This window comes from Alcanivorax sp. P2S70 (assembly GCF_000475295.1).
In the GTDB taxonomy this organism is placed as follows: Bacteria; Pseudomonadota; Gammaproteobacteria; order Pseudomonadales; family Alcanivoracaceae; genus Alcanivorax; species Alcanivorax profundi.
In genome coordinates, this window is record NZ_AXBZ01000034.1 from 379,339 (window position 1) to 392,904 (window position 13,566).

The following is a 13,566-nucleotide window of genomic DNA, read 5'->3' on the forward strand; positions in this document are numbered from 1 at the left end:
ATGTATGACAGGAGACGTCATGAGTGACCGTCACGACTATCTGGCTCTGGATTGGGTTCGCGGGGAAATCCAGGAAACCCTGAACCAGGCGCAGCAGGCTCTGGAAGCGTTCGTGGAAAACCCGGACGACGCCACCCGTATGCGTTTTTGCCAGGCTCATCTGCATCAGGTGTTCGGCACCCTGCAGATGGTCGAGTTCTACGGCGCTGCCTTGCTGGCCGAAGAAATGGAAAAGCTGGCCCAGGCGTTGCTCGAAGGACGCGTGGGCAACGTTGCCGACGGTCAGGAAACCCTGATGCGGGCAATCCTGCAGCTGCCCCCCTATCTGGATCGGGTGGCCAGCAATCGTCGCGATCTTCCGGTTGTCCTGCTGCCGTTGCTTAATGATCTGCGTGCTGCCCGTGGAGAATCCCTGCTTTCTGAAACCGCACTGTTCAAGCCTGACCTGAGTGAGGCGACTGGCCGGGGCCAGGTACCTCAGGCGTTGCTGGATGATCCACGTTTTGTGGCACTGGCGAAAAAAATTCGCCAGATGTTCCAGATTGCACTGCTGGGGGTGCTGCGTAACGATCGCATGGGCGAAAACCTGGGTTACATGGCCAAGGTTTTCACCAAGCTGGAGCAAGTGACAGGTGATGCGCCGCGGGCGCCTCTGTGGTCAATCAGCCACGCGCTGGTGGATGGTCTGTCCGAAGACGCCATCGTGCTGGGTACCTCTGTCAAGATGATGTTGGGTCAGATCGATCGCACCATGCGTGCGCTGGTGACTGACGGGGCTGCTAGCCTCAATCAACCCGCGCCGACCGATCTGCTAAAAAACCTGCTTTATTACGTGGCCAAGGCGGAAGCCGCCAGCGCCCGTATCCGCGATATCAAGGCACGTTATCGCCTTGACGATGCCCTGCCTTCAGACGACCTGGTCAATGCCGAACGGGCACGAATGACCGGCCCGGATGCGGAGGCCATGAGCTCTGTGGTGCAGGCACTTTCTGAAGAGCTGACCACCGTCAAGGATGCACTGGAGTCATTCGTTCATAACGGCAACACCGATGCCTCTACCCTGCAGCCCCAGACCGTCACGCTGAAACAAGTGGCCGATACGGTGGCCGTGCTCGGCCTGGGCCAGCCGCGCACCCTGGTAGAAGAGCAATTACGTGCCATGGAGGACATCGTCGCGGGTAAGCATCCTGCTGAGCGTGAAGCCTTGATGGATATTGCCGGTGCCTTGCTGTATGTGGAAGCGACTCTGGCAGGTATCAGCGGCGGTGATCGTCGTGGCCAGGCCGGTGGTGAGCTGGGTGACATGCCGGGTCACGTCGGGCAGGCCATGGATGCAGTGCTGCGCGAATGCCGTGCAGGTCTGGAAGAAGCCAAAGATGGCATTGTGGAATTTATTGCTTCCCAGTGGAATACCGAGCATCTGGTTCCGGTTCCTGATCGTTTAAACGCGGTACGCGGAGGGCTGGAACTGATTCAGCTTGCTCGGCCGGGCGCAATACTGCGCCAGTGTGTCAGCTTTATCGAAGAGCAGTTGCTGGCAAGCGACAAGCCCAAGCCGGACTGGCGCAGCATGGACACGCTGGCCGATGCCATCACATCCGTCGAGTATTACCTGGAGCGTCTCAGTGATGACCCCGAGACAACCGATGACATTCTGCATCTGGCCCGTGCCAGTGTGGATGCGTTGGGGTATCCGCTCGCAGAAGAAACCGAATTTGATAGTAATGCCGTCGATGTAGAGCGCATCGAACTGGATACCGCCGCCGTTACCGAGGTGGAAGCATTACCTGCCAGTGACGAGAGTGCCTCTGAGACGTTGGAGCAGGATGGCGAACCACTGGCGTTTGACGATGACGAGGCTGTCGTCAGTGAAGAGCAGGACGACACCATCGAGCTGACCCTGCCGCAGGGCCCGGCGGAAAACGACGTAGTCGAAGCCATCGCGCCAGATGTCGATGACAGTCATGAGACGGATGAACCGGTTACAACCCTGGACCCGGCCGCGGCGGAGGGTTCTGAAGCCGGTGATGACAGCGATGATCTGATCGACGATGAGATCATTGAAATTTTCCAGGAAGAAGCCAGCGAAGTGCTGGAAGCCCTGGACGAATATTTCCCCCGCTGGGTCGCCAACACCAGCGACGAAGAGTCGCTGGTGGAATTTCGCCGTGCCTTCCATACCCTGAAAGGCTCTGGCCGTATGGTGGGCGCCGCCACGGTAGGTGAGTTGGCCTGGTCGGTGGAAAACATGATGAACCGGGTGATCGACAAGACCATTGAGCCGACCCCGACCTTGATTGAACTGGTACAGCAAGTACGTGAGCGGATCCCTGCGCTGGTAACGGCGTTTACCCGGCGTGAGCCTGATCCCTATGACGTGCAGCCTCTCGCTGATGCCGCCGATACGCTTGCCGCGGGTGGACAGATTGACGTTGTTCCTGAGGTAGATGCCGGTGTAGCGGAAAACGCGCAAGCAGAAGATGTCGGGGACAGTGAAGACAGTGGCGAAAACATTGAGCTGACTTTAACGGATTTGGCGTCCTCCCAGACCGGCGCAGAAACCACCGATACGGCTGATGAAAACGCGGAAGACGGTACGCAGTCCGGAGATCTCTCCCTCTCTGAGGATGATGTCTCTGCCTTTCAGGACGCAGTGAGCGATGCGCCCAAACAAGATCCCTGGGCGATTGAGTCCGGTGACGATGGTGCGCTGGGTGATGCCATTGATATTGATCTCGGCAGTGATGATGGGGATGTCACGAGCGAATTTGATGACACCATTGAGCTGGGCTTGCCAGAACGGGAACCGGATTACACCGCCACCGATTCCCTGGACGATATTCCTGACATGGCTGATAAGGCTGACGTGTCCGGGCAGGCCCTGGCCATTGGTGACAAGGATCCGGTTCTTCTTGAGATCTTTGCCAGCGAGGCACGCCGTAACCTGGCATTGGTAACCCGCTGGTTATTCAGTCTGGACAGCGATCTGTCTGAACATGCCGTCGACGACGAGGTCCATCGTGCTCTGCACACGCTCAAGGGCAGTGCGCGTATGGCCGAGATTGAAGCGGTGGCAGAAGTGGCGGAGCCAGCAGAAAAGTTGGTGCGCGATCTGATCAGCAACAATCGCAGGGCGACCAATGAGCAGGTGGCGCTGGTGCGTCAGGTTGGAGAGCTGATTGCCGATAACCTTGACCATGGTTTGCATCAGGAGCATCTGCCGGGGGCAGAAACACTGATAGCCGCCTTGCTGCAACAGCGTCAGGAGAATGCCTCCGGCGCGACGGCGAGCCAGGCAGACCCGCATATTCTTGCAGTATTCCTCTCCGAAGGCATGGATCTGATCGTCGACGCTGAGCAATTGCTGGAACAATGGGCGCAGCATCCGCAACAGACCGAAGAGCTGGTAAGACTGAGGGACGAACTCAACCTGTTGGCCAACAGTGCCAGTACAGCAGGTCTCGCTGAGATTCAGGAGTTGGCCGCGGCACTGGCTGATTGCTACAGCGCGGTAGAAGAAGGCCGCTTGCCGTTCAGTGAAGAGCTGCACACGCAGGCTGCAGAGGGGCAGGATGCCCTGATGAACATGATGGACTGCCTGGCAGCTGGGCAAACGGTGCGTGCGGAACTCGGGCTGGTTGATGCCTTGAGAGAGTTAGCCTCTCACGAGGGTGGCCCCGATGACGATGGACCTGGGCCTGGAGCTCATGGCGACGAAATTACCGAAGCGACAGAATTCGCCAGTGATGATCCGGCGACGATGAATCTGGAAATGCCTCGCGACGCCGATGCGATAAGCAGTCAGTACCAGGCTCATCTTGATCCGGAGTTGGTTGAGTTATTCCTTGAAGAAGCGGAAGAAATTCTCGAATCGGCGAGCAACATTCTCGACCAGTGGGAAAACGGCGATAGCGGTAATGTCAGTGCCCTGCAGCGCGATCTGCATACCCTGAAAGGCGGCGCGCGGATGGCCGGGATTGCTCCGGTTGGTGACCTTTCCCACGAATTGGAAAACCTTTACGAGGGCTATAACGCAGGTCAACTGAACGTAACAGCGTCCCTGTTTGCGCTTCTTCACCGCTGCCATGATCGCCTGGCGGATATGATCGACAGTCTCAAACGTGGCGGGACCCCTGGCGGTTCCCCCGAGCTGGAGGCTGATATTCGAGCCTTCATGTCAGGTGAACCGATAGATACCGTTGATGCCTCTTCAGTGCCGCAAGCCAGCCTGCCGGAGAGTGCACCTGGGTTCAGCGATGTGGCGCCTGAACCGCCAGCCGAGTCCGTTGTGGTTGAGGATGCCCATCAGGATGCGGTGCTGCCCCAACCGGAGCGTGACCCGGAGCTGGTTGAGATCTTCCTGGAAGAGGCCGATGAAATCCTTGAGTCTGCGGGTACCAGCCTGGAGACCTGGGTCGAGCAGCAGGATAACCTGATCGAACTGCAGTCTTTGCAGCGGGACTTGCATACCCTCAAAGGGGGCGCACGGATGGCCGAGGTCCCGGAATTGGGGGATCTGGGGCACGAGCTGGAAACCCTGTATGAAGGTTTGGCGCAGAGCCAGCTGGCGGTAGAACCCTCACTGATTGATCTTCTCCACCGTTGTCACGATCGGTTGGCCGAAATGGTCGAGGCCTTGAAAGCCAATCGCGCCTTGCCAACCGGCGATGTGCTGATGGTCGCGATCCATGATTATGTGGCCGATCCGGCAGGGTTTGTCCTGCCGGCAATGGATACCGTGACGGCCACCCCGGAGTCGCCGGTGCAACCCGTCACGGATGAGCAAACATCTGATCAAGTGACCGCCCCGCCTGCGTCGGACTCCCCGCAGCCGGTAATGCTTGGCGAAACCTGGCAGCCGGATACCGACCCGGAAATTCTCGCGATTTTCCTGGAAGAATCGGAGGAGCTGTCAGAAATCATTGATGGCTGCCTGAGCAGCTGGAAGGATCATCCGGAAAGTAACGACTTTGTGGATGATCTCAAACGCGCTCTGCATACCCTGAAAGGCGGTGCGCGTCTGGCTGGCCTGAAAGAGCTGGGCGATATCAGCCACGATTTTGAAACCTATCTGCTGGAACTGGACAAGCGCACCGGTGCGCCCAGCCAGGACGACTTCAAACCCATGCTGGCCTGGCATGATCAAATCAGCCGCGGTATGGAAAGTGTGGCTCGAAGCGCCGACTTGCCAGAGGTGAAGGCGGAGCCAGAAGCGGCCCCCGCCACGGAAGTGATCCCCGCTGCCAGTCCGCAGCCGCAACAACCGAAACCGGATGATCGCCGCCAGCGCCAGACCCAGGCTCAGCCACAGGAAATGGTTCGGGTGGGCGCGGATGTGCTGGAAGCGCTGGTTAACCTGGCCGGTGAGACTTCCATTAACCGTGGCCGGGTGGAACAGGGGATTTCCGAATTCACCTTCAACCTTGAAGAGATGGGCAATACCGTTAACCGTCTCTACGAGCAGCTGCGGCGCCTGGATTCAGAAACCGAAGCGCAGATCATGTCCAACTATCAGAAGGGCGTGGACCGCGGTGAATTCGACGAGGACTTCGATCCTCTGGAAATGGACCAGTACTCCGAGCTGCATCAGATTACCAAGCAGTTGTCGGAATCCGCCTCTGACTTGCTGGATTTGCGTAATACCCTGCTCGACCGCACCAAAGACACCGAAACCCTGCTGCTGCAGCAATCACGCATCAACACCGAGCTGCAGGAAAAACTCATGCGCACGCGCATGGTGCCGTTTACCCGACTGGTGCCGCGTCTGCGCCGTATCGTGCGTCAGATTTCCGGTGAAGTGGGCAAGCGCGTGGACTTCGATGTGCTTAACCCGGAAGGCGAACTGGACCGCTCGCTGATGGAGCGTGTGGTCGCGCCACTGGAACACATGCTGCGTAACGCCGTGGACCACGGTATCGAAACCGCCGAGGGGCGTCAGTCTGCCGGCAAGGATGATACCGGTCGCATCAATCTGGAACTGGGCCGAGAAGGGGGCGAGGTGGTGATCACCCTGTCCGATGACGGCAAGGGGATTGATACCGAAGCGGTACTCAATAAAGCCATCGAGCGGGGCCTGGTGGCGCCGGATGCGCAGCTCTCGGATCAGGAAATCCAGCAATTTATCTTCCATGCCGGCTTCTCGACGGCGGCCGCCGTGACACAGATTTCCGGGCGAGGCGTGGGCATGGATGTGGTGGCCAGCGAAATCAAGCAGATGGGTGGCTCGGTCACCATTGATTCGCGCAAGGGACAAGGCACGCGTTTCATTATCCGCCTGCCCTTCACCCTGGCCATGAACCGCGCCTTGATGGTGAAAGCGGCGGAAGACACCTATGCCGTTCCGCTGAACCAGATCGAAGGCATTGTGCGTATCAGTCCCTTCGAGCTGCAGCATTATTTTGAAGAAGACAATCCGGTGTATACCTACGTAGGCCAGGATTACGAATTGGTCTACCTGGGCAACTTTGTCCATGGCAACCGCGCCCCGCATCTGGAAAACCAGACCACTCCCATGCCGGTACTGTTGATTCGCAGCACCGAACACACGGTGGCCATTGTGGTAGATGACCTGGTGGGCTCCCGGGAAGTGGTAGTGAAGTCCGTGGGCCCGCAACTTGCCAGTGTGGCCGGTATCAGTGGTGCCACCATCCTTGGGGATGGCTCCGTTGTGATCATTCTCGATATCCATTCGTTGATCCGTGCCGCGCACGTTCAAGTACCGACCCTGCCGGTGGTCGAGGTGGAAGAAACCCCGGCGCTGCCGGATGTCGAACCGGTGCCAGCCCGCGAGACACCAGTGGTGATGGTAACGGACGACTCGGTAACGGTGAGAAAGGTGACTACGCGTCTCCTGGAGCGCAATGGCTACGAAGTGGTTACTGCCAAAGACGGGATGGACGCCATCGCCAAACTGGAAGACGTCAAACCGGATGTCATGCTGCTGGATATCGAAATGCCACGCATGGACGGTTTTGAAGTGGCAACCCATGTGCGCCATGACAGCCGCCTGAAGGATGTGCCGATCATCATGATTACCTCGCGAACCGGTGAAAAACACCGCGAGCGGGCGTTTGATATCGGGGTGAATTGCTACATGGGTAAACCCTTCCAGGAAAACGAACTGCTCAACACCATCCGTGAGCTGCTGGGTGAGCTGCAGGAAAGCCATAACGAATGACCGCGCCCGGCCGCGTCGGTGTGATTGCCGACGACACATTGCAGGGTCACCTGCTTTCCAGCGCGGTGAAAAGCCAGGGTTATCAGGTGGTGGTCAGTACGGAGCCTGATGCTCTGGAGGCGCGTTGGCTTTCGGAAGGTGCGCTGGATCTGTGGGTGGTCGATCTGTCCAGTGAGGATCGCTGGCAGGTTTTTCTGGACACCCTGCTTGAGCGGGCCGGTGCACCGATCCTGTTTTGTGATGGTCAGGCCCCGGCCCGTACCGATGCCCGTTATCCCAAATGGGAGCGGCGGCTGGTAACCAAGTTGGTCAGCTTTATCGGCAAGCCGCCAGTGGAAGAGCGCCTCGATGTCATTCCGGCGAAGCCACCGCGCCAGCAAATTCCTGCCCCACGGGAATTTCAGGCAATTGCGCCTGCGGACAGGCCACAGCGGGTCTGGGTATTGGGTGCCAGTCTCGGTGGCCCTGCCGCCGTAAAGGTGTTTCTCGATTGCTTGCCAGACAATCTGCCAGTGGCGTTTGTGCTGGCCCAGCACATTGATGGCAGTTTTCTGGATACTCTGTGCGGGGTGTTGGGCCGAGACAACAAGATTTTCTGTAAAGTGGGCCGAGACGGTGAAGCCCTGCGCCATGGGGAACTGGCGATTGCCCCGGTGGAGTATGCAGTGCAGTTTCGCCATGATGGTCGTATCCAGTCCACAGGACAGCCCTGGGAAGGGCCCTATGCGCCATCGATTGACCAGGTTATTCAGCATGTGGGTGAAGGGTTTGGCCAGGCCAGTGGTGCCATTCTGTTTTCCGGGATGGGTAATGACGGAGCCATTGCAGCGCCAAGGCTGTCAGCCATGGGGTGCCCGGTCTGGGCTCAGAGTGCCGACACCTGTGCGGTGAGTAGCCAGCCGGATTCGGTGCGTGAAACCGGGTGTGTCAGCTTTAGTGGCTCCCCGGAACAACTTGCCCTGCAACTGGTAGAGCGGGTAAGAAAAGAACTGAACGTGCAGGCGGGATAACAACCGGCACGAACCATTGAGGAATGCTTATGGCGAGTTTGCCATCCGACATCAACAGTCTGCTGATTCCCATGCAGGGGCGCCCTTGGCTGGTGCCGAACATTGTCGTGGCCGAGGTCATTCCCTTGCGCCAACCAGACCGTCCCGGTCAGGGGCCGGAATGGCTGCTGGGTTGGCTCAGCTGGCGTGACCAGAATATCCCTCTGGTCTCCTTCGAAAAGCTCAATGAGTCTGGCCAGATTACCATCGGCCAGGATGCCCGGATTGCGGTGCTCAACACAGTGGCCGGCAAGATCCCTTTTTATGCAGTGATCGTGCAGGGGATTCCGCGTCTCCTCAAGGTCGGTAAAGATGACCCGGTTGAAGAACCGGTGGAAACCGGTCCGGCGGAATCCATGTACATTCAGGTGGGTGGAGATCTGGCGGTAATTCCCGATCTGGACGCCATCGAAGGGGCGGTTGCCGGTCTGTCATGATTGATCGTGACCGGCTGCAGGCATTGGCGGCACAACAGGGGCCAGCCAAGGGGCGATTTCGTAACCTTTACCCTACCCCGCAGCACGGGATTAAGGATTTTCTGCGCTGGCAATGGGATACCCGCGGCCGCTTCCCTGGTCATCAGGCTTTCCCCCTACAAGAGCCGGACCTGGCGTTGCTGGCCCAGCCGGCCAGTGCTCCAAGACTGACCTGGATTGGCCATTCCACGTTTCTGTTTCAGTACAGCGGCTGGAATTTGCTTACCGACCCGGTATTTTCGGAGCGCTGTTCACCCTTTTCCTTTGTCGGTCCGAAACGGGCTGTGCCGCCGGCTCTCAGCCTTGACCAGTTACCGCCCATCAATGCGGTGCTGGTGTCCCATAATCACTACGACCATCTGGACAAGGCTTCGGTATCGGCCTTACAGGCCCAGTATGGCGCGGATATTCAGTGGTTCGTGCCGAGTGGGGTGGCCGATTGGTTGCGCAAGCTGGGCGTGGAAAGGGTCACTGAGCTGGGCTGGTGGGAGAGCAGTTTTCATGGCCAGGTAGAGGCATTCTGTCTGCCTGCCCAGCATTTCAGTGGTCGGGGTCCCGGTGACAATAATCGCAGCTTGTGGTGCAGCTGGCGTCTGGAGTTTCCCGCTTTCTCATTGTATTTTGCCGGCGACACCGGGTACGCCCCATTGTTTTCGCAGATAGGTGACGTAATGGGACCGGTAGACCTGGCATTGCTGCCCATCGGTGCCTATGAACCGCGCTGGTTCATGTCGCCAGTGCATGTCAATCCAGCAGAAGCGGTACGCATTCATCAGGAAATCCGCGCTCGTCACTCTGTGGCCATGCACTGGGGGACCTTTGTACTGACCGACGAGCCCATGGATGCGCCGCCAAAAGCGCTGGCAGCAGCCCTGCAAGAACAACAGATTAACCCTGGAACATTTCGGGTCGCGCAGCATGGTGAGACCCTGCTATTTGAAGAGCGTAATGAGTAAATTCTATAAGGGGCGCCGGTTGTGGCTGGTGGTCCGTTTTCTCGCCTGGCTTCCCTTGCCGCTGGTCACCGCGTTTGGTGCATTGATGGCAAGCTTGATCACGCTGGTGCCATTGCGGTATGCCAGTGCCTACCGGGTGGTGTTAATTAATCTGCTGGCCACCCATCCGGAGATGAGTCTGGCAGAGGCCCGGCGAATCGGGCGCAAGAGCATGGCGGAGCTTGGACGTACCCTGACCGAATTCAGCCATGTTTGGCATCGACCGGTAGAGGAAACCCTGGCGCGGGTCACGCATATCCATGGCGAACAGGCGTTCCTTGATGCGACGGCCAGTGAGCGGCCGGTGTTGCTGTTGTCTTTGCACCAGGGCAGCTGGGAAATCAGTAACCTGTACCTGGGTGACAAGACCGACCCGGAGAAAACCCTGATCATGTACCAGCCGCATCCCGCAACCCTGATGGATGCCATGGTCAAAGCGGCACGGGAGCGAACCGGCTCGGTCCTGATTCCCACCAACAGCCAAGGCGTGAAGAAGGCGCTGGCAGCAATGAAGGCGGGTGGTACCCTCGGTATTCTGTCTGACCACAATCCCGGTAACCGCAGTAATCCCTGCGTTCCCTTCTTTGGGTATGATGTGCCCACGCCTGCCCTGATCGACAAACTGGTTCAACGATACCGGCCTCATGTATTCATCGTGTCCTGCCAGCGTGGCAAGGGCGGAGTGAAGGATATCCATATCCATTTCGAGCATTCTCCGGATATCGAGAAGGCCAGTGATTGCACCGCGATTCTCACGGAAATGAATGCGGCATTGCAGCGCTGTATTGATCGCAACGTGGCGCAGTACCAGTGGACCTACAAGCGTTTCAAGTGGAGCCCCAGGGGGCGGCGCAACTGGTACCGTCAGTCCATGCCTTTGCTCAAGCAGATCGAGCAGGGTGTGGATCGCAAGACCCTGGGTCTGCATCCGGACGCGGATACGTAATTCGGTCTTATTTTTCTGGAGAATCCCATGACCATCGAAAACGGCAAGGTTGTTACCCTGCACTATCAGCTCTTCAATGCCGAAGATGGCAGCGAGATCGAAAACTCCAACCAAACCGGTGAGCCCATGGCCTACCTGCATGGTTATAACAACATCATTGCCGGGCTGGAGAAGGCTCTGGAAGGCAAGGGAGTTGGCGAACAGGTCGACGTCACCGTAGAGGCCAAGGAGGCCTATGGTGAATACGACAGTACCCTGTTCCAGCGAATCTCCCGCAAGTATCTCAAGCATGCGGGCAAGCTGGTCCCTGGCAAGGTAGTCACCGTCAGTACCGAAGAAGGTCCGCGTATGCTGACCGTACTGAAAGTCGGCTTGAAGACCGTCGATGTGGATGCCAACCACCCGCTTGCCGGCAAAGCGCTACGCTTTGTGGTCAATATCACCGATATCCGTGATGCCAGCGACGAAGAGAAAGCCCACAAGCATGCCCACGGTGTGGGTGGCCATCAGCACTGATTGGTCTTGCTCAAAGGGCGACACTCTGATCGTGGGCGCTCTGTGGCGCTGATGTCGCGGCTTAACGCCGTGGCGATCGCGCTGCCAGCAATGCTCCTACCCCTCGTTGTTTCGTGCTATCTTACTCAGCCAAAAGCATGAGAAAGAGGGCACGGGAATGCCGGAATACAGTTACTGGATTATCGCCGGTCTGGCACTGATCATCGCTGAGTTCGCCGTCTCTGGTCTGGTGGTGATTTTTTTCGGTATCGCCGCCATTCTGGTCGGCAGTCTCAAGTTTGTCGGCCTGCTCGATGACACCACTTGGGAACTCACCCTGTTCGCCCTCATCAGCGTGCTGTTGCTGGTCTTTGTCCGCCGGGTTCTCAGCGACAAACTGATGGGCAAAGAGCAGCGTCAGGGTGGCAATGAAGACAGTGCCGGCTTGATTGGCCAGCGAGCCACTGTGGCGGAGCCTTTTACCGATGGCAGTGGCATCGTCAACTACCGTGGTGCGCGCTGGCAGGCACAGAGCCCTCATCCCCTCAAGCCCGGGCAAATGGTGCGCATCGTTAAGCACGATGGCCTGTGGCTTACCGTTGAACCCTGGAATTCAACATCTGTTTCCTGACCCCTTTTGACGACACAAGGAACGTTTTATGGAAGGTTTGATTATCTCCGGATTGATCGCTGTCGGCGTAGTGGTATTGCTGTTCATGATCATCCGCATCGTCCCTCAACGGGAGGTGTATGTAGTAGAGCGACTGGGCAAATACCAGACCTCCCTGGATGCAGGGCTGCATTTCCTGATGCCATTTATTGACCGGGTTGCCTACAAGCACTCATTGAAAGAAATCGTGCGGGACGTACCCCGCCAGAGCTGCATCACCAAAGACAATATCGAAGTGTCCATTGATGGTGTCATGTACTTGCAGGTAATCGACCCGAAAGCGGCCAGTTACGGTGTTGATGATTATGTGCTGGCGGCACAGCAATTGGCCCAGACCACGCTGCGTTCTGTGATCGGTAAGATTGATCTGGACAAGACCTTTGAAGAGCGGGGCGAAATCAACATGGAAGTGGTCAAGGCTGTGGATGAGGCAGCCCAGCCCTGGGGTGTCAAAGTTCTGCGTTATGAAGTGGCCGACATCAACCTGCCGGTGTCCATCAAGGATGCGATGGAGAAGCAGGTGCGGGCTGAGCGGGAGCGCCGTGCGGTGGTAGCAGAGTCCGAAGGCGAGCGTCAGGCCGCCATCAACCGCTCGGAAGGGGATCGTCAGGCGGCGATCAACCGTTCTGAAGGGGAAAAGCAGGAGATGATCAATATCTCCGAAGGGGAAAAGATGAAGCAGATCAACGAGGCAGAAGGCCGTGCCCAGCAGATCGAGCTGGTGGCGTTGGCGACGGCCAAGGGTCTGCGTATGGTCGCGACTGCGGTCAAGGAAGAGGGCGGCCAGGAAGCCGTGAGCTTGCGTATTGCGGAGCAATATGTGGCTGCCTTTGAAAAAGTCGCCAAGGAGTCCACCACCATGCTGTTGCCCAATGGTCTCAGCGACATTGGTGGTGCCGTCGCTGGCTTGCAGAAAGTACTCAAGACGGTAGATAAAACCCCGGCCTGAGCCTTCCCTTGAAGCGCCGGGTATTCGCGCCGTACATCTCCTTTGGTGGCGGCGCGATAACCTGAAAAAATCTCTCTCCTGCAGAGACCACAGCGTTCTCCGAGAAAAAGAACGGTTTTTTGTGTCCCTCTCTGGCGCCTGCGAATCAGCGGTGCTTGGCGGAGGGCCTTGTAATTCGTCCCCCTCATCCCGATATTCTGAGTGCCCATTTTCTGCATTCAGGAGCCTCCCATGTCCCGCCATTTTGAGAAAGCCGAAGGCCTGCACGAGCACCCGGACGAGGTGACGCAGGAATACCTGTTTAATCAGACCATGCTGCGTATCAAGGAGCCCAAGCGCAGCCTGGATTTTTATACCCGTGTGCTCGGCATGCGACTGGTGCGCAAGATTGATTTCCCGGAGATGCAATTCAGCCTGTATTTTCTCGGTTACTTGAGCGAGGAAGACGCCGGTGAGGTGCCTGCAGATGATGCCAAGCGCCTGACGTTTACTTTTGCGCGCGAGGCCATGCTGGAATTGACCCATAACTGGGGGACTGAAGATGATGAGGCCTTCAGTTACCACGATGGCAATGCGCAGCCCCAGGGGTTCGGACACATCGGCATCACGGTACCCGACGTGTACGCGGCGGCGGAGCGGTTTGAAAAAATGAACGTGGAATTTGTCAAACGACCGGATGACGGAAAAATGAAAGGGCTGGCCTTTATCAAGGACCCGGATGGCTACTGGATCGAAATTCTTCAGGCTGACATGTTGGAGAGCCAGCAGAGTTGATGTCACTTTTTTGACAAAAAATTTCTTTTTTGCTT

9 protein-coding genes are annotated in these 13,566 nt (G+C 57.7%); all 9 read left to right on the forward strand.

The genetic code is table 11. From position 1 onward, the window contains the following. Positions 1-19 precede the first annotated feature (19 nt). The gene (locus Q672_RS28960; protein ID WP_022986012.1) at positions 20-7,177 is read left to right on the forward strand and encodes an Hpt domain-containing protein; all 7,158 of its coding nucleotides are present in this window, start codon (positions 20-22) and stop codon (positions 7,175-7,177) included. Next, the gene (locus tag Q672_RS28965) at positions 7,174-8,187 is read left to right on the forward strand and encodes a chemotaxis protein CheB (protein WP_022986013.1); all 1,014 of its coding nucleotides are present in this window, start codon (positions 7,174-7,176) and stop codon (positions 8,185-8,187) included. The genes Q672_RS28960 and Q672_RS28965 overlap by 4 nt, the downstream gene beginning before the upstream one ends. Positions 8,188-8,216: 29 nt before the next feature. After that, positions 8,217-8,663: a chemotaxis protein CheW gene (locus Q672_RS28970; protein ID WP_022986014.1), complete on the forward strand. Its 447-nt coding sequence runs from the start codon at positions 8,217-8,219 to the stop codon at positions 8,661-8,663. Continuing rightward, positions 8,660-9,658: an MBL fold metallo-hydrolase gene (locus Q672_RS28975; protein ID WP_022986015.1), complete on the forward strand. Its 999-nt coding sequence runs from the start codon at positions 8,660-8,662 to the stop codon at positions 9,656-9,658. Before Q672_RS28970 ends, Q672_RS28975 begins: the two co-directional genes overlap by 4 nt. Next, on the forward strand, positions 9,651-10,643 hold the full coding sequence (locus Q672_RS28980) for a lysophospholipid acyltransferase family protein (RefSeq protein ID WP_022986016.1): 993 nt from the start codon (positions 9,651-9,653) through the stop codon (positions 10,641-10,643). The genes Q672_RS28975 and Q672_RS28980 overlap by 8 nt, the downstream gene beginning before the upstream one ends. A 27-nt stretch (positions 10,644-10,670) precedes the next feature. Continuing rightward, entirely contained in the window at positions 10,671-11,159 is a 489-nt protein-coding gene (locus Q672_RS28985; protein WP_022986017.1) for an FKBP-type peptidyl-prolyl cis-trans isomerase, read from the forward strand. Positions 11,160-11,316: 157 nt separating this feature from the next. Continuing rightward, complete coding sequence (locus tag Q672_RS28990; protein WP_022986018.1) at positions 11,317-11,769, forward strand: NfeD family protein; 453 nt, start codon at positions 11,317-11,319, stop codon at positions 11,767-11,769. A 28-nt stretch (positions 11,770-11,797) separates the two neighbouring features. Continuing rightward, positions 11,798-12,757: an SPFH domain-containing protein gene (locus Q672_RS28995; protein WP_022986019.1), complete on the forward strand. Its 960-nt coding sequence runs from the start codon at positions 11,798-11,800 to the stop codon at positions 12,755-12,757. Between the two features lie 231 nt (positions 12,758-12,988). Then, positions 12,989-13,531 (forward strand): lactoylglutathione lyase, encoded by a 543-nt coding sequence (gene gloA / locus Q672_RS29000; protein ID WP_022986020.1) that lies wholly within the window; start codon positions 12,989-12,991, stop codon positions 13,529-13,531. The last annotated feature ends 35 nt before the right edge of the window (positions 13,532-13,566 follow it).

What these genes read in the sequence shown, in the direction of transcription:
- Q672_RS28960 (WP_022986012.1), top strand. Translation starts at nt 20, where the DNA reads ATGAGTGACCGTCACGACTATCTGGCTCTGGATTGGGTTCGCGGGGAA.
- Q672_RS28965 (WP_022986013.1), top strand. Translation starts at nt 7,174, where the DNA reads ATGACCGCGCCCGGCCGCGTCGGTGTGATTGCCGACGACACATTGCAG.
- Q672_RS28970 (WP_022986014.1), top strand. Translation starts at nt 8,217, where the DNA reads ATGGCGAGTTTGCCATCCGACATCAACAGTCTGCTGATTCCCATGCAG.
- Q672_RS28975 (WP_022986015.1), top strand. Translation starts at nt 8,660, where the DNA reads ATGATTGATCGTGACCGGCTGCAGGCATTGGCGGCACAACAGGGGCCA.
- Q672_RS28980 (WP_022986016.1), top strand. Translation starts at nt 9,651, where the DNA reads ATGAGTAAATTCTATAAGGGGCGCCGGTTGTGGCTGGTGGTCCGTTTT.
- Q672_RS28985 (WP_022986017.1), top strand. Translation starts at nt 10,671, where the DNA reads ATGACCATCGAAAACGGCAAGGTTGTTACCCTGCACTATCAGCTCTTC.
- Q672_RS28990 (WP_022986018.1), top strand. Translation starts at nt 11,317, where the DNA reads ATGCCGGAATACAGTTACTGGATTATCGCCGGTCTGGCACTGATCATC.
- Q672_RS28995 (WP_022986019.1), top strand. Translation starts at nt 11,798, where the DNA reads ATGGAAGGTTTGATTATCTCCGGATTGATCGCTGTCGGCGTAGTGGTA.
- gloA (WP_022986020.1), top strand. Translation starts at nt 12,989, where the DNA reads ATGTCCCGCCATTTTGAGAAAGCCGAAGGCCTGCACGAGCACCCGGAC.